Here is a 17,547-nt window from a genome sequence, read left to right on the forward strand (position 1 = left end):
TTAAGATAGCAACTTGGCCGCTTTCTTTTTTGTTGTTAGCATCGACTCTGCAATTGATTTTTGAGTCGAGGATGCATGTACATAAGATATATTATCTTCATGTTTAACAGGAAGCTTATCTGCTAACACTTCCTTCTTCGTTCTGCGTAAATAAAACGGCCTTATTTTATCTAGGAGACCTTCAAACTCCTCTGTCTGAATATACTTTTGGCGGAATTCTCTTAGTGACCCCAGATCACCTGGCTGCACGAAGTCCATGATAGACCATAATTCTTCCAGACTATTTTCTACCGGAGTTCCTGTCATCGCCAGGCGAAACTCTGATTGCATCGCTCTTAAAGCTCTCGAACGCTGGCTGCTATGCGATTTGGCGTTCTGTGCTTCATCACAGATAATTGTTTGGAATTTTATTTTTCCAAGTAGCAGCTGATCAATTTTTAAAGTATCATAGCTTGTAAAAATCAAATCATATTGGCTGATTAAATCAGATGACTTCAGTCTGCTGCTGCCTTTATGAATATAAAGGCTATGTGAGAGACTTGGTGCAAATTTATTAACCTCTTCAATCCAGTTTTCTATCAATGCAATAGGCAATACAACAAGAGTTGGTTTTACTTTGTTCCTTTCTTGTTGATGAAGAAGAAGAGTGATAACCTGAATGGTTTTACCTAGACCCATATCATCTGCTAATAAGCCGCCAATACCTTTTTCCTCAAGGTGGCAGAGCCATTTAAAACCTTCAATTTGATGAGGAAATAAGGTTGCTTTTAACCCTTTTGGAATAGGAAACTGCTTGATTTCATTTGTTTTGTCTCCATTTATTACATAATCCAGCTCATCTTCATTATCTTTAATATCTAAAGCATACTGCTGTTTAATCTTGTTTTCTTCATCTTCCTCAATTTCAAGGATCTTTTTACGAAGAGTGGGATCCAGGTAAATCCATTTACCCTCATGTTCAACATATTGCTGATTAGGATATCTGTCCATTAGCTCCTTCAGAAAATCAGTATCATAGCTTGAACCGCTGCCTGACTCCTCAAACCATTGGTAGCCTGTTCCATCAGAAAATGCCGGTCTTACTCTTTCAATCGGAATGAGCCCTCTGACCCTCTCGGAAAAGGCATCTAAATCAAAAGTGTAATCATGCTCTGGCATAATAGCTGAAGGATTTTCCAAAAAGAGGGGCACTTTATCACCGGTAATATGTTTTGTTGTTAAGATTTTTTGTACATCTTCATGAACTTTGTTCGTCTTCACAAACCGATCTCTTCTCAGTCCATCCTTAACAGTGCCTAGCGGGCTTGTGCTATTGAGTAATTGCGTTTCTATTTCTGTACCACCGGTCGGGACAAGCTCTATATGATCAAAATTATGTACCTTTACATCCAAATCATATTTATCTACAACATGAAACGTTTCTTTTTCAAGAAAATTTTCTAAAGAAATACCAGCATGAACGGCTAAGTCCTGGCATACCCCTATTTTTTGATAGCCGCTTTCAAATTCACTGTTTATGACTTTTTTTAGGCTGTATACCTTTTCCGGAAGCAAAAACAGCTCTTCATTTGTTTTTAAAAGTCCACCGGAATGCTGACCTAGTCGATCCAGCAGTTTTCCTCCAGAATTAAACAAGGTCAAGTTTAACTTAGCCTCATCCGGAAGTGAATCGAGGGTCAGTTCTCCCTTAACGGGCATCTCTTCAGTTGGTATTCCTAATTGCTGCAGAACCTCTCTGCCATCTTCATCGAGTATAAGCTTATATAAATCTTCATATTTTAGCAGACTTCCACTTAGTATCTCAGATTCATACAATTCCTCCCATGCAACATATCGCAGAAACCCTGGAATTTTATATAGTTCCTCAATTTCTCCCTTATTCAAAGGAAGGGAAAGGACTTTTTTGTCCTTCCCCTCAATTACATGAAATTCAATTTCGACTACTTCTTCTCTAGGAGTTAAATTAACCTTCATCTCTTTCTGCTTCTTTTTGAAGAAGAACACTTTCTCTTACCTCCCACTTAAGGCTTGAACGAAGCCAGTTATCAAACTTAAACTGCCAGCCTCCACTATGAATTAGCCAGCCTCCAGTTACAGTTCGATACTTATCCATTAGCTCGCTTCTTTTGACGTCTCTTGGTTCATAGTAGGAATCCTGGTATTTTTCACGCTCTTTTAGCATTTTGTCGATCTTGCCTTGGTAATGTCTATTAAAAACTGCTGTAGAATAAACATAAACAGCACCAGTTCCCAGTACTTCCATAACAACCACATCAGGAAAATACATGATAAGAGTAGATCGATTATCAGTTATAACAACATCTTCCAAGTTTACAATAAACTTTTTCCAATATTGATACCGTTCATGGTTTGTATTGATATTACCAAAGAAATCCTTGATTTCAAGTCTTAATATCCAGTTTGCAAACCTCTTCTTCTCTTCTTCTCCAACCATTTTCCAAAGCATGGGCTTTCGCCGATAGGTTTTTAATTTTTCATAAACCAATTTGCCAAGATCTTTGACATTATTAAGCTTACAATTTCTTATAAAGCCCTCCGCCATCTTTTGCTGTTCTTGATTAGTAGCACTGTTGAAGTAGTTTTTATACATCTTTTTTTCTTTGATAAAAAAGTCTTCATTCGCAATTGAGAAAACTTCCATAAGAACTAGTCTGTATAACGGAAAATTTTCTGTCAAATAATAGCTTTCCAGTTCTTCAAGGAACCCTTTTTCACTTTCGTAAGCTTCTTTTGCTAAGTGCCGAACAGGATCCTTGCTGAGAAGGAACTCTTTCCAGTTCGATGCTTGCTCATCTGATAATCTCCTTTTTAAATTATCTTGATGAATCGCAAAAGAGTATTTAACCAGCTTCCATATTTCTTCCAAATCAAAAGTTTGATATAAAGAATCAACTAAGACCCTGAATAGCCTTTTTTCATTCTTTGCATTACTTCTTATTGTGTGAAGAAGGTTCTCTTTCATCTGAGCATTTAAGTCCTGTTTATACAAATTTGGCAGCAGCAGTTTTTGCCTGCGGGTTAAGCCTTCGGTCCAATTAACGAATCGTTCACGATCAAAGGACTTCGCTTTTTTGAATTCCTCTTTAATAATCTCCAGGTCGCCGCGGTATTTTTCGTTGGAATTTACAAGTGTCGCAGTTAACCTTAGGTTCGGATTGTCCCGCATCCATTGCTTGAGTAAAGTTGGCTGGTATTCATACTTCATTCCTGCACCAACTCTTGTACGGCCTTGATGGCTTCATCATCCTTCAACCTGAAAAGGAATTCTACCCGCCGGGATTTATCCGGATCATACTCACCCTTTTCATTGTTTAAGGGTTGATTAAAACTCCGGCCGTTAGCCGTTATATATTTTTGTGACAGCTTCTTAACAGGGAAGTCAGGTGAATCTTCACTATAGATATAATCCAGTACAGAAAATGCCCGATCCTGAGAAAGTCTCATGTTATAAATATACGAACCCTTATTATCTGTATGACCCTCAATAATGACTGAAGAAATTTCATCTCTAAACTTTTCCTGCAGCAAAATATCCAAGTACTTCGGGATAAAGGCATCTAGAAATTCTTTTCCTTGAGGTGCAATCTCCGACGAATTGGAAGAAAACAACACACTGCCGGGAAATCGAATCGCACCTGTTTGCTGATCAATTTCAATGGCCATATTAGACTCTTTAAATTGTTCCGTCAGTGCCTTGATTATTTCAGTTTTGACTGAAACAACTTGCTCAATTTCTTTTTCTTTCTTTTCTAGGAGTTCTTTATAATCAAGGATGACTAATGTTAAAAGCAGAGCAAACACCATAAGCATGGCACTCATTAAATCCGCATAAGACATCCAGTAGTTAACTTCTTCTCTCTTTCTGTACTTCATTCTTATGCACCTTGTTTCATTTTCAATAATTCTTCAGTTAAATCATCAAGTGTTTCGACGAAATCTTTCTGCAGGTCACTAAACTGGTAAACTAGCTGGCTTACCTGTTTTACCGCATTCGTTAATGTCTCATCAAAGTTTTGATATGTTTTTGTCAATCCGTTATCGATATTTTCAGCAAAATCTTTAACAGAAGTGTTTAATGTTTCTCTTGTCTGCTCAAACTGGCTTCTTGTTGTTGTCCAGCTGGATTTCATAACTTCTAGCTGTTCAGTAATATCACCCATATAAGACTTTGTGGTTTGAAGAGCTTCCTGAACAACTTCGTTTGTCTGCTCTTTCATTGCAACTAACTCAGGCAATAAATCACTTTGCAGCTGGTGCATACGGATTAGCTGTTCTTTCAATCCATCAATGTTTCCTACAACATCTTTCAATTCAGGGGCAATAGGAGTAATATACTCAACTACCTCTTTTACACTGCTTAATAATACATCAGATTCCTTCAGCATATTTGATTGTACCTTCATGGTATCAGCAAACTTGCTGGTCATATTCTGAAAGGATCCTGTCAAACTCTTGGAAGCGGTTAATACATCATTAAGCAGATCTTCATATTTTCGTTCTATGGTTTGATTGAACTCCTTAAATCGGTCCGTAAGTCCATCATATTTTTCAGCTAAAGCCTGATTACTTTTCATCACTTCCTGCTGAACCGGAATTTGTTCCTGTGTAAGCTGCTGAATATTCTTAAACGAATCTGATAGACCAACCATAAATGATGAAGCTTCTGAATAACTGCTCCTCATGTTATCCATTTCAGATGTCATTACCTCAAATTTTTCAATTAAGCGCTCCGTTTTCTCGAGAGTAGCTGATTGGCTAGACTGAGTGGTTGCAAAATTTTCTACGACCCGGTTAACGGTTTCAACCATTTGAGTCTGTAATGACTGTGAATCCTTAATCATATTACTGAAACCTGCAATCGATTCCTGTGTTCCACCAGTTATAGATTCTATCAATCTTTCTGAGATGTCATTGCTATTATTCTTTGTTAATTCAAGCTGGTTCTCCAGTAGCTTGGACTGATTCTCCATTCCAACCTGTAGCTTAGAAAACTGGTCATTTAGCTGATTGAAAGCATTGCTGACCTGTCCGTTCGATTCCAGAATAGTAGAAACAACTGGATGCATAGCTCTTTCCAAAGCATCTGTCAACAACGTTTTTAAATGATCCGCCTGGTTTCTCGAGATCTTTTCCAATCGATTTAAAAATAATTCTTCATCATCTGTGCTAAGTAAGTAATCTAACCTTTCTGAATGCCAATCGATATGCTTATCCAACTTACTGCTAATCATACGATCTGCAGCAATCCAGAATAAAGAAAGTAGAACACCCAGAACGGAAGTATAAAAAGCAACTTTCATCCCGTTTAATAATCTTCCGATCCCAGTTCGAAGTGTTTCAGTATCTCCAATATGTAATTCTGCCAAGCCCATCGATAAACCTAAAAAGGTCCCTAAGACACCGATGCTTACATTAATTCCACCACCGATATCCATAAGGGGGCGGTATCCCATATGATAATGCATGACATCAAAACCAAAGAATGGCTCGACTTTAATTCGTTCATCCTCTTTCTTACCAGAAACGCGATTATAATAACGTTCCCATAGATTTTTATATTTCGATTTTTTTATAGACTGAAAAAAATCATTTATGGAGCGATCTATTTCTAACGTACTAGTATTTGAGGTTTTTTCCATCTCCTCTAAAGTAGTCCTAAGCCTTTTCATCAAGGATATTTCATTGTTAATTCTGTACCATTGGAATATAAGAAGAAAAGCAAACAAAGCCAATTGAATTAATAAGAAACCACTAGTAAAATTATTTACCCCTGCTTCATTTGCAAAAGCAAATAACTTTTCAAACATAGAAAACAACAAAATCACCCAATTCCTCATAGTCTTTCTAGCTTATTTTAATACAATAAACTGGAAATGTGATCAAAATAATAAAAATTTCATTACCAAATAATTGATAAGGATTAACTTATAAGACCTATAGGACCAGCATTGTTCTATATGCTGGTTTTTATATCCAAAATCTTAATTGGTTAAATAAAAATAAAAATAAATAAAATTCCTAATATTCGTACTACAAAAAAAGATCTGTGGATAGGTTGTATCCAGCAATACCCTTCCAAGGTGATAATAACATTTCAGCGTCGGAATAAATTTAGTCGATAGTCGCTTTTCTTTTGGGGTGAGTTTTACCTAATTGCAGCTTAAGTTTATTACTAATAGGATGAATACTTCTAATAAAATATTCGTTTCGTTCTATTATTTTTCCACATAATATCGATGTGGAAGATTATCGCATTACAGAATTCATGAGAATGTCTTTTCGTAAAAAATTCTACTTTATGTAAAAAAAAGAAACAGCTATTATACTGCTTCAAATTTTTCCTAATTACTCATATTAATCCTCAACATCAATCAAGAAGACTTTCTCCTTAAATTCACCTTGTTTCTCTGCCTTACTTCTTCGAACATTTTCTAAATCTTCAATTGAAAAACCATGATACTCAGTAATAGCATGTATGATTTCAAGGATATCTGCCAATTCTTCTAGGACATTATTCGAATTCGTAGATTCATATACTCCTCTAACTCTTCGCAACTTTTCTTTTTAAACTCTTTTATGTACTCATTATCTTCCAAAATTCTAGTAGTAAAGTTCTTTCCAATATTAACAATGACATCTGGAATACGGTCTCGAACAAGTTTATTGAAAACTGGCATTATAATACCTCACTAATTAATTATAATTTATATCATCGTTTGGATTATGTTAAACCCTCAAAAAATATCCTCTTTTGTAAAAGAACGCCGCTATATTACGACGTTAATTTCATATAATTTATGTGCCTGTATCTTTACCAACTGCATTAGTGTTACTACCTAATGTTTTCTTCATTCTATAGTATCACTTACTAAAAACTTCAATTTCTTCAAAGGTCTCCATTGGAACTGCTTTCCGAGAGTAAATCCAATCCTTTTCGGCTAATAGCACGGATAGCCCTTACTATAGGATTAAAAAAACTTTAGCTGTACTGTAATCCTTGTTCTTTTTATTGATTTAAATTTAGTCTGCGATTTAGGAAACAGTAATTTAGTAACTCATTAAGTAAGTGGCCACTTTAAAAAAATAAGTTGCTTTAGTTTTAAAAAAGCTGCTTACTATCTATTATCCAATTTATTGAAATTGAACGAGCTATAACTTTACTTGGTATAAAGGTATTATAAGGATTACTATAAATATTAATATTTGGATCGTTTTCAATGTTACTAATAAGGACTAAAATATATTTATCTTTTAGTTCTTTAGCAACTCTCCATTCTTTATCGGTCAAATTTATTCCACCAGCTTCACCTAAAAGACCTTTGACTTCAAAGATAAATTTAGGTTCATCCTTGGTTTCAAAATCATAGCCACAACCATCTTGTCTTCGATCGATTAAATCGCCACTAAATCCATTTATCAACCCTTTATTAAAATACTCTATAAACAAATCTTCTGCCTTTTTACCTGTTATTCCCCTTGTAGTATATGTATATGATCTTTGCAAACTAATGTCATCATTATCACCCGAGTTAATAATTGAGACATATTGTTCAATATTTTCATTAATTTTTGTATTAGCAGGTGAAATTATTTCTTTTACAATTTCGTTAAGTGCTTCTTCACTAAGCTCATCGTATTGTTCAAGGACAGCTAACCTACTAGGCCTTAGTTCTCTTTGATACCAACCTTGTCTACCATTTGGATATAGAGGATCAAATTCATCTCGCATATTCTTTATAGTATTTTGTTTAACATTTAATATCTCACCGATCACACGAAAAGCCTCTGTAAAATTAGAAAAATTCAGGTTAAGCAAGGCCTTTTTATTAAATTTGGATAAATAAAAAGCAACAATTAAAGCAAGTTTATGATTTTTTTCCATAATATCCCTCCGAAGTATATAAGGTAGCAACTTTATAAATGTAAGTCAGAGTAAAATATGATTTGAACATTTTCTATCGTGGCAGTTTGAATCAAGAGTTGCCAGTAAAATTCATCAGCTATATTATTTCGATTATACAAAAATATAATATCTATTTTTTTAAAATGAGTGTGAATAACTTCCTGTAAAACTTCATAATCATTTTTTTGATCAATAAACAATCCTTGAAAATTCCATTTTTGTTTTAAAAAAAGTCTTTTCATTTCTTGTATGGTTTGTTGTGTATCTAATATATCTTGCTCTTGATAATATACAATAACAGATGTCATTTTTACCACCTTTATTTCATTATACTAAATTGCAATTAAGTTAATTTCTTAAAAAAATATTTTGATGTTTATATCATATGATATAATACAAATGTAAAATAAAGTAATTTATTATTAGTTACAATTATAATTATAAAAGGAAGGATATAAAATGGAACATATTTTCACATCAAAATTGATTGGTTTAGTTATTAAAAGATTAAGCAACGTTGAAGTCAATAAACAAAAATCTAATCAACATGAATTTAATGGTAACAAGGATTTAAAAAAACTATTAGGCCCTCAAAAAATTAGTAACAAAGATGTGAGTTTTATTTTATATAAAGAGGATGATAACGAGGTGGCTACTTCCTCGAAAATAACATGGTATGATGCACGCGAAGCCCATCCTACAAGAACTGAGTATAGGCTTTATTTTAAAAGTAATATTGTTATGGATCATGCCGAAGCAGGTGATCTACTTGTTGTTTCTAAACATACAGATGAAGATATTAATTTCATTGTGGTAAAACAAGGTAGTACAGCCGAAACTGTATTAAATTCGTTATTTGGCCCAGTCCAAGGTACTTCATTTACATTTAAATCATTAGATTGATATCATCTTTAAAGTTATTTCATTCTAGTAGTTTATAAAGCTTCCCATACTCACATTCATGTAATAATGGGCATCTTTTGCATAATGGATTGACTTTGCAAATCTTCCTTGTAAAATCAATTAAAGCATAGTTGTAATTTTTATGATTTCTTTCAGGAGTTAGTGTTTGGGCTAGCAATAAAAAGTTTCTCTTTCTCCTTGTCTCTGAATTAGTCTTAAACCCATAATATCTACCATATAGTCGAACTACGTTACTATCTATAATAGTATCGGGAATTCCTAAATGGAACGTTCTCTTTGCTGAAGCAATATATTGACCAACTCCAGGTAGAGAAAGCAATGCCTTTTTTTCCGCTGGAAGACCCTCTTTGGTTAAGATGTTTGCTAGTTCTTTTAGGTACTTTTCCCTCCATATAAGGCCTAAGCTTTTAAACACTTGGGCCTTACTGTCATCAAGATACTGTTTTGGTGTTTCATATTTACTCACAAATTTACAGTATACCGGTACTACCTGTTCAGCCTTTGTCCTTTGAAGCATTATTTCAGCAACTAATGCATGCCATTTATTTGTGGTAAAACGCCAAGGAAATAAATCATAATTTTGCTCTCCCCAATTTAATAAGGTATTTACTAAATATTCGTTTTTATCTTTCATTCATAGTCACCTCAGAAAATTTTTTATTTTTCCTTTACATAATTGAATTCCCCTATTATTTAGTTTATATTCTAGTAATATAATTCTTTATGTTGAATCCATTTAATACAAACTTACGTTCGTTTACAAAAGAATGTTATAATATATAAAAAATGGCTAACTTTAATGATCGTGTTGGGGGAATAAATATGTTTAGATTCATTGATTTGTTTGCAGGGATAGGTGGTTTAAGGCTTGCTTTTGAAGATTTAGGCGGAAAGTGTGTTTTTTCTTCTGAATGGGATCAAAAAGCTCAGGAAGTGTATGAAAAGAACTTTGGTGAAAGACCCTTTGGAGATATCACAAAAATACATGAAAAGGATATACCTGACCACGATATCTTACTTGCTGGATTTCCGTGTCAACCATTTAGTTTAGCAGGTGTTTCAAAAAAAAATGCACTAGGTCGAAAACACGGATTTGAAGATGACACACAGGGCACACTATTTTTTGATATAAAACGTATAATTAAAGAAAAGCAACCCAAAGCTTTCCTCTTAGAAAATGTTAAGAACCTACAATCACATGATCAAGGTAGAACTTTTAAAATTATCAAGAGAACATTAGAAAGAGAGCTAGGTTACAGAGTCTACACTCAAGTCATTGATGCAAAAGGTCTTTTGCCGCAACATAGAGAAAGAATATATATAGTAGGATTTCGAGATAACTTAAATTTTAAGTTTCCAACTTTACCCTCAAATGGGCCAGCCTTAAAAACAATATTAGAATGCAATGTTCCTAATAAATATACTTTGTCGGATAATCTATGGAACTACCTTAAAGAATATGCAAAAAAACACCAAAGTAAAGGAAACGGGTTCGGATATGGGATCGCTGATTTAAATGGGTACACACGTACATTGTCTGCTAGATATTATAAGGATGGATCAGAAATTCTTATTTCACAAGGAGAAGATTCAAATCCAAGAAGACTTACTCCTAGAGAATGTGCAAGGCTCCAAGGATTTCCCGATGACTTTATAATATCTGATTCTGATTCGTCAGCATATAAACAACTAGGGAATTCAGTAGCCGTTCCTGTTATTGAGAAAATAGCAGTTAATATTTTGAAAACATTAACAGAAAGAAAAGAAAATCCAAATTACCATAGGGGATTTCTAATTGAAGATAATTCTATTGACGAGGTAATTAATCGTATTAATTATTACAAAGATTTTTATATAAAAATAATCACTACTGAAGATTATAAAGCTTCAGCTTCACGCTCTGGTGGTATTTTAGTTAATGGAGAAGCTTGGAGATTATTCTTTAATTGCCCGGGATCCAAAGGCGAAAACAAAGATACAAATTTTAAAATTTACTGGGAACAACTTGATGAAGTAACAGAAAGTAAAGTTAGATGGAGAGGTAAAAAAGTAAAACCAGATTATATTCTTACTCATATAGGGAAAAAGGTGCCATATTTCACATCCGAGAATATAGGTGATTTGTTTGTACTAATAAAAGTTAATGACGAAGAATTCTTAGGTTATAAAATTGAAAGTAAGTACCTATTCACCCTCATCCTATCTATTAAAGAAAGAGCGGAGGATACTGATAATATACCAATTTATGCAATAAAATAAAAAAGCCTGGCTTTAATTTTAAAGCCAGGTATTTTTAATGAATAAAATTGTTCTATTAAGTTGATAACACCCCTATTTATAACTCAATTTCATTTACATATTGAATTAACTTTAACCTATCGAATGCTGATGCAATCTTTGATACCTCACGATCTTTAATAAGAACGGCTAATTCATGATTCGAAATAAAACCTCTTTTTGATAAGTTAGATGACCCAATAATAGCATAAGTTCTATCTGCTATTATTAGCTTAGCATGAAGATCATCGGAATTGGTTGGCTTAAAATTGTATATTTTCATATTTAGGGTTATTCTCTTCAACTTTTTTAACTCTTCTTGGATTATAATATCTTGTTGATAAAAATTGTTAATAAAAATACTTACACTAACATTTCTTTTTAATGCTTTTTCGATTTGCGGTATGATCTCTAAACCACCTAAACCAAAACTGTAAGATCCTATAATTAATTCATGCTTACAATTCCTTATTAATTCAATAACATTTGATTGTATAGATTCAATTCCACTTCCTAACCATCCTGACCCAGTAGCTAAAACTTGGATTGTCATCACAGTAAGTTCCTTTGTAATAGATTTCTATCCATAAACATATTCCTATGTTCACAAGATGTTTCTGATATAAGTTGACAAGCATAGCAAGAGGCACCATTGTACTTACCCTTCTCAAAAATATCCTCACTGCAAAGTGGGTCATTAGAACATATATCAATGTCATTTAAAGCCGATGATAAAATTCTTTCAAATTCAGGAACAAGAGAAATAAGACCTCCCAACGTTCCATCCCCCCCAGGTTGTACGGTATAAAGTAATATTCCACCTCGAGCATTCCTAGGATTATTTTTATCGATATCTATAAACACTCTCTCTCTAATTGACGCAGAAGAATAGCCAGAGTCGAGTGAAAGAGAATTTATAATTCTATGGGCAAAAGTATGCCACCAAACAAAAACAGGGTGAAGAAACTCTATTTCTCCATTTGTATTACTTATACCATATTCTTCAGGATTGTAATAAGCGTCCAACCAGCGCTTATATTCATTTCCTACCATCTTAAAATGGTGAGGAATAGATTCAGTATCTTCTTTTATCAAATCTAAATAGATACCTTCACCATAGAGTTCAACTCCTGGATACCAATTTTTTAATCCATCATTATATGAAACCGAAACTTCTCTTGCCACAGAAGTATCCAACCTTTTATATCCTTTTTGGGCCATAACCACTTGGAGTCTACTGACAGGTGTTATTCTTAATTTCTTACCTTTTAACCCATCTATGATTCGAACATCATTTTTTACTATTTCAAATAATGGAGCTCCACCAGGTGTTGATGAATTTACTACTGGCGCACCAATAGCAGCACCTTTTTGTAATTCAACAAATTCTTTAATTCGATATTCAATTTCAGAATTTACAATTTCCACTTTTTCTAAAACATCTTTTAAAACCTGCATTACTACTTCTTCTGAATATTGTTTAATTGAGTTTATAAGTTTTTCAGGTACTCCATCTGTTTCTGATAATAAATCAATAAGATCATTCTTAGAATTTATTAAGGCTCTTTTGTAGAATAATGATAGTCCAGTTTTTATTTCTGTTCGTCCCATTAGTTTATGCAAAGAGGTATCTCTAGGTGGTATTGTAAGTGATGTTACAATTTCTGGAACTCTTAAATTTGAAGCACCCCGTTGCATCATTTTAGCAGCTTTGTCACACTCTTCTCGGTGGCTCCCGATTTCGGGATATCTACCTGTACATTTTAAATCCCAATTATAGGCTTGGCCTAAACTGATCCTACCATTACAAGATGGACATATAATTTTTACATTTTTTAAAGAACCTCCTCCTCCTTCCCATTTTAAATAAGTAGGATTACAGTCTTTCTTTTTGTGCTTTATTAATCCCACCCAATTCACATCATCCATATGTCCTTCTGTGCAAGCAATAATGAAACGGATAGCCTCTCTACGAGATTTTTCATAGGCTTCATAAGAATTCGGCATTTTTCCACATTTAGGACACCCTGTTTCTTTTTTATATTGTTGTCTATACAAAATACCGTGTTTTACGCATAGCGACCAGCTTGGAAAATTAGCTGTATGGTATACTTCTTTTGTATCTATAGCATTTAATTCAGCGTTAGTAGGTATTCTGATTATTCCAGAGCCCTCAAGCAATGATTCAGATAATCGTTGATCTACTATCTGGAAATCCTTCGGCTCGTATCCATTTTCGAAAATCTTCGAGTTCTCTAATGAATAGATTACCTTTGGTCCGTTAGGAGCCTCTAAAATGGCTCCTGGTCCATAAGTTGTAATATACTGAGACGGCCTCATTGATTGATTTTTCAATATATTATCCTCCAATTTTATAGATTATAAAACTAGACAAGTTACTACAGATTACCCCTTAAATGTAGTTGTTCCTTCTACATCACGTAAGGAAGAAGGGGCGTTTTCAAAAGCCATATCTAAGTTGTTAAAAAAGTGTTGTAAGTCTCCAAGCACAACTGCATGTGTGGGTGTACTAGCCATTGACGGTTCTTTATATAAAAGATCATCATGTATCTGTGCTAGCCCTTTCCACCTGTCTAACTCAGATCGAATTTCCATTTGAACTTTATTATACTCAGGTTTCCTGCCTTCGGGTTGCTTCTCAAGTCTATTTAAGAGGATTTCGATTAGATTTATTACCTCAGGTGCTGTTCTTTTTGTAGCCATTAAAGAAGCCCCAGAAATATAATGTTTTTTTAGCAATCTCTGTTGGATTCTCCACTCAGGATCGACATTGAAACCATTTATCATCTTTGCATTTCTTAGTATAGCTGTAATAACAGGTCCCAATGCTCTTTCTCTAGCCCTAGGTGAGAAGGGTGCTACAGTTATTGGCTCTACATTTTTGTATAAAGAATGATGGTACCCCATAAAATGTTCATAATGATCTAAATCTCGTGGCCGGCTTGCTCTAAAAAACGTTAAGACTAAGCCACCTTTACTCCTACCAACACGTCCTGAAGATTGGATATATGATGACGTTGACTTAGGTTGGCCATTAATAATCATGCACCTCAGCCGATCAACATCAACACCTGTTCCAAACATTGAAGTAGCAAGAACTGCATTAACCGGCGTTCCAGTTTGCAGGCTTATTTCTAACTGATCTAGTAAAGATGGTAACTCCATTGAGTCCTTTCTACTTGATAACTCCATGTGTTCCGTACTTAGGTCTCTTGCATTTACTCCTGCTATATACTCCATCCTTTCTGGAATATCCTGTCTATATAACGATGCAGCACCAGCTAATTCCCTTACAGCATTAAAATACCCAACCACTGTCCAAAAACCATCAACTGCTTCTTTTGTAAACCCTTCTTCTAGCAAATTCTTCGCATTTTGCAACAAGTTAGACCACATTCTAACTAAAGGAGTTTGCGCACCTTTTCCCGGAGAACATACACCAATATATAATCTACCTGGCCCCTCACTATCTAAAGGGTGCACAGTAGGTGGTGAAAAAGAGAAAAAATTATCCTCAATGTTTAATCCAGGAGATGGAAACTGTACAAAATCCCTGCCAAAAAGTGATCTGATTTGTGTTTGAGCTTGGCTTACAGTTGCTGTAGAAACAACAATTTTAGGTCTTATCACCTTCCCATCAGAATATTTTGTGCAAAGTTCATCAATTGCAATTTCATACAAGCCAAACATACTTCCTAAAGGACCTTCAATAAGATGCATCTCATCCTGAATTATTAAGCTAGGAGGATTAAAAGAATTAATCCTCTTATATAGTTTATTTTTCCTGTATCCTGAAGGATGTGATTTTAAGTCTTTAGTTAGATTCCCACCATCTGAAGGAGGACAATTCTCTCTGTAGTAGCCCCATCTAGCATGATAGTATTCTACATTACCAAAAATTGTAGCTGCTCTGGGTTCAGATGCTAGTTGAGCAAATTTATCAACAGTTGCGATGATCATAGATGGACACTTATGATATACTTGATCATCTACAGTATATGCAGTTATTGGTGTTCTATAAGATATCGACGACTCACCTAGAACCTTAAAACAATCTAAAACTTCTTGAAATTCCATATCTGTGTTAGACACCATCTGATTTCCAATATTAATAGGTACTTTTTCTGTCCAATAGACAGAATTCAACTCACAACTTGGTGAAGGACAGTAAATCTCGAAATCACACTCAGAAAAGTTATTTTTTGAATTCAAATAAGTACGAATAAAATAACCCATTCTTGTTGGACTTGCACATAGGAGGCTAACATTTTCACCAATTAACGTTTTCAACTTTTCCCAAAATTGATAAATCGTATCTTTTTTAACGTTGCCTCCATCTTCAATTTCAAATGTAATACTTGCTGTATGATATATACTATCATCATGGGATTTGACATTAATTCCAACTATCTTTTTTGCGCCTACTATATTAATATCTTTGATAATTGGAACTGTTATTTTTGCTGCTTTAAATAGGAAATACAAAGTATGAGAACCAGCACTCAAGCCTTCAGAAGGAATTGCTAAATGAGAATTACAACACGGACAATTTAATATCTGAGCTGGTTCACCGTACGACTTATTTCCACCTCTCTTCAGAAGATCGATTGCTCCAGGTATATGTTGGAAAGAGCCACTTTCATCAGTAAAATTTAATGTATGCATACTATTAGGTGTTACTCCACCACCAACAAATAACCCAATTGAGATCCTTTCTGTTCCCCAAATATATTCATCATCAACATGACAGCTAGCCGGTCGCCATCCGATCGATGTCCCTTCTTTATGGCCAAACGTTCTTAAAAACTCTGCTGCGGTAACAACCCTTAATGCTCTACGATACTGTTGGATAGTTAAAAGCCTCAAAGTGTATCTTGACAATACATTAACACCACTGCCAATTCGATGCCCACTTTTATCTTTTTTTGCTCTTAAACGCGCTAGAGCAATATTAAAAATAGCTAATCCAAGGTAACTCTCCGTTTTACCTCCGCCTGTAGCGAAAAATAAAAGGTCAACAGTGTTTCTATCTTTATCCTCATCATTAAATAATGAAGAAATATTTTGAAGTATAAATGCTAACTGAAACGGCCTCCATGGAAATACCTTTACTTCTTTATCCCTTCTTGCCCACGACTGTTGTTTTGCTATTACTTTATTCATAAAGCAAAATGCTAACCTTGCATCTTCATTGTTAATGAGTAGAGAAATTCCTTCGCTAATCCTTTTACATGATTTCTCTAAATCTTCTAAATGTATTTTTGCTATAGTAGTAAAGTTTTTATCCAAGTCTTTCAACTGTTTATATTGCCCTTGAATCCAATTTTTATACCCCTCTTTCAATGGTAATAAGTTTCTTTCTAATTCTTTAACAGTATAACTTTCTGATAAAATGATTGGATTAAATTCTGGTTGTGGACCATATTCTTTTCTCCATGACATATCAGGAGCCACAATTGGGTACATTGGAAGGTATTCAGTTCTCACATCGCAATTTTCAAAAATTCTCCTTTTTTCAATGGTCAAAATATCGCCATCCATCCAAAAAAATGGAGGTTCTTTAGGTATTTTTTTTACTTTGTGTGTCCTTTGTGGATCTATGTCTCTCCAAGTTACTCCTACCAAGTGCCCCCTTGCTAGTGCTGGCTTATTTCTATATAATAATTTTAAGGACAAGCTCTCCTTTACAAGAGGGTCATTTATATCTAATTCATTATTGTGATCGAGGGCTTCAAATGGTGTTATATTAATGTTTCCTTCGCATTTCACCCGTATTTGTGGTTGAAACACACAGTCTTCAGTTCTAAATGTGGTTGGATCTAATAGATTTGTATTATTAACGAGAAAAACTGAAACTTTATAAGTATCTTCATTTATTTTAGAAGATTTAATATTAAACTCTAGACCAGTTTTTTCGCTTTTCTGTAATTCATCGTTTTTTAAAGGAAGTGAAAAGTCAAAGCAATAATATTCGGGTTTTCTAATCCATGCACTCTCGATCAGATAATATCTTCCCCATGTATAAAGTACATGAATTTTGTGCTCCTTGTTTGTAGTTTTTACAACAAAAGATAATCCAAGTGATTTAGGCATAGATTTTGGGTCTAAAGCTGGCGAAAAACCAGTAACAACAACATTTCCTTCACCTTCTCCCGCTTCATCCCCTAAATCATCCTCAGTTAAGATAATTTCAGCTTCTGAATCAACATCTCGTTTTTTATCCCTAGATTGTTTTGGTATCAAAATTCCAGTAATATATTCATTTCTAGGATCTAAATCTTCATCTAACATTTCATGAATTCCATTTCTTGGTCCTAACAACTCTTTATTTAAGGAAACCACAGTTTTTGCTCTCTCCATTAATTATCCCCCCGAATGTATCATTTTTTATAAATAAATGT

At 34.2% G+C, this 17,547-nt stretch carries 12 protein-coding genes and 1 pseudogene; 2 read left to right on the forward strand and 11 right to left on the reverse strand.

Translation table 11 applies throughout. The features are described 5' to 3' along the window. The 7 genes and pseudogenes from DFO73_RS02790 to DFO73_RS02820 form a co-directional block, all read right to left on the reverse strand. Entirely contained in the window at positions 1-2,004 is a 2,004-nt protein-coding gene (locus DFO73_RS02790; RefSeq protein ID WP_258309171.1) for a DEAD/DEAH box helicase, read from the reverse strand. Beyond that, complete coding sequence (locus tag DFO73_RS02795; protein WP_110063249.1) at positions 1,964-3,226, reverse strand: hypothetical protein; 1,263 nt, start codon at positions 3,224-3,226, stop codon at positions 1,964-1,966. Before DFO73_RS02795 ends, DFO73_RS02790 begins: the two co-directional genes overlap by 41 nt. Then, positions 3,223-3,894: an OmpA family protein gene (locus DFO73_RS02800; protein ID WP_110063250.1), complete on the reverse strand. Its 672-nt coding sequence runs from the start codon at positions 3,892-3,894 to the stop codon at positions 3,223-3,225. The genes DFO73_RS02795 and DFO73_RS02800 overlap by 4 nt, the downstream gene beginning before the upstream one ends. A gap of 2 nt (positions 3,895-3,896) precedes the next feature. After that, positions 3,897-5,846, reverse strand: coding sequence for a hypothetical protein (locus tag DFO73_RS02805; protein ID WP_258309172.1), 1,950 nt, complete (start codon positions 5,844-5,846; stop codon positions 3,897-3,899). A gap of 529 nt (positions 5,847-6,375) precedes the next feature. Continuing rightward, a pseudogene (locus tag DFO73_RS02810) lies at positions 6,376-6,698 on the reverse strand (nucleoside triphosphate pyrophosphohydrolase). Between the two features lie 422 nt (positions 6,699-7,120). Further along, on the reverse strand, positions 7,121-7,903 hold the full coding sequence (locus DFO73_RS02815; protein WP_110063251.1) for a DUF3883 domain-containing protein: 783 nt from the start codon (positions 7,901-7,903) through the stop codon (positions 7,121-7,123). A 32-nt stretch (positions 7,904-7,935) separates the two neighbouring features. Next, complete coding sequence (locus tag DFO73_RS02820) at positions 7,936-8,232, reverse strand: hypothetical protein (protein ID WP_110063252.1); 297 nt, start codon at positions 8,230-8,232, stop codon at positions 7,936-7,938. Positions 8,233-8,383: 151 nt separating this feature from the next. Here DFO73_RS02820 and DFO73_RS02825 point away from each other — a divergent pair, with 151 nt between their 5' ends. Further along, on the forward strand, positions 8,384-8,827 hold the full coding sequence (locus DFO73_RS02825) for an EcoRII N-terminal effector-binding domain-containing protein (protein WP_110063253.1): 444 nt from the start codon (positions 8,384-8,386) through the stop codon (positions 8,825-8,827). Positions 8,828-8,846: 19 nt separating this feature from the next. Here DFO73_RS02825 and DFO73_RS02830 read toward each other — a convergent pair whose 3' ends face one another. Further along, entirely contained in the window at positions 8,847-9,482 is a 636-nt protein-coding gene (locus tag DFO73_RS02830; protein WP_110063254.1) for a DNA glycosylase, read from the reverse strand. Positions 9,483-9,670: 188 nt separating this feature from the next. On the opposite strand from DFO73_RS02830, the gene dcm reads away from it, so the two are divergent. After that, a complete protein-coding gene (gene dcm, locus DFO73_RS29570; protein WP_110063255.1) occupies positions 9,671-11,107 on the forward strand; it encodes a DNA (cytosine-5-)-methyltransferase in 1,437 nt (478 codons plus the stop codon). 76 nt (positions 11,108-11,183) lie between these two features. Here the strand turns inward: dcm and DFO73_RS02840 are convergent, their stop codons facing one another. Genes DFO73_RS02840 through drmA form a run of 3 tightly spaced genes read right to left on the reverse strand, consistent with a single transcriptional unit; the run spans position 11,184 to position 17,506 of the window. After that, on the reverse strand, positions 11,184-11,678 hold the full coding sequence (locus DFO73_RS02840; RefSeq protein ID WP_110063256.1) for a phospholipase D family protein: 495 nt from the start codon (positions 11,676-11,678) through the stop codon (positions 11,184-11,186). Beyond that, a complete protein-coding gene (gene drmB / locus DFO73_RS02845; RefSeq protein WP_110063257.1) occupies positions 11,678-13,480 on the reverse strand; it encodes a DUF1998 domain-containing protein in 1,803 nt (600 codons plus the stop codon). The genes DFO73_RS02840 and drmB overlap by 1 nt, the downstream gene beginning before the upstream one ends. A gap of 51 nt (positions 13,481-13,531) precedes the next feature. Further along, entirely contained in the window at positions 13,532-17,506 is a 3,975-nt protein-coding gene (drmA, locus tag DFO73_RS02850; RefSeq protein ID WP_110063258.1) for a DISARM system helicase DrmA, read from the reverse strand. Between the last annotated feature and the right edge of the window lie 41 nt (positions 17,507-17,547).

This window comes from Cytobacillus oceanisediminis (genome assembly GCF_003182355.1).
GTDB lineage: Bacteria > Bacillota > Bacilli > Bacillales > Cytobacillaceae > Cytobacillus > Cytobacillus oceanisediminis_A.

Excerpts from the sequence above, each read along its gene's own strand:
- DFO73_RS02800 (WP_110063250.1), bottom strand. The coding sequence starts at position 3,894 with ATGAAGTACAGAAAGAGAGAAGAAGTTAACTACTGGATGTCTTATGCG.
- DFO73_RS02825 (WP_110063253.1), top strand. The coding sequence starts at position 8,384 with ATGGAACATATTTTCACATCAAAATTGATTGGTTTAGTTATTAAAAGA.
- DFO73_RS02840 (WP_110063256.1), bottom strand. The coding sequence starts at position 11,678 with ATGACAATCCAAGTTTTAGCTACTGGGTCAGGATGGTTAGGAAGTGGA.
- drmA (WP_110063258.1), bottom strand. The coding sequence starts at position 17,506 with ATGGAGAGAGCAAAAACTGTGGTTTCCTTAAATAAAGAGTTGTTAGGA.
- DFO73_RS02830 (WP_110063254.1), bottom strand. The coding sequence starts at position 9,482 with ATGAAAGATAAAAACGAATATTTAGTAAATACCTTATTAAATTGGGGA.
- DFO73_RS02795 (WP_110063249.1), bottom strand. The coding sequence starts at position 3,226 with ATGAAGTATGAATACCAGCCAACTTTACTCAAGCAATGGATGCGGGAC.
- dcm (WP_110063255.1), top strand. The coding sequence starts at position 9,671 with ATGTTTAGATTCATTGATTTGTTTGCAGGGATAGGTGGTTTAAGGCTT.
- DFO73_RS02820 (WP_110063252.1), bottom strand. The coding sequence starts at position 8,232 with ATGACATCTGTTATTGTATATTATCAAGAGCAAGATATATTAGATACA.
- DFO73_RS02815 (WP_110063251.1), bottom strand. The coding sequence starts at position 7,903 with ATGGAAAAAAATCATAAACTTGCTTTAATTGTTGCTTTTTATTTATCC.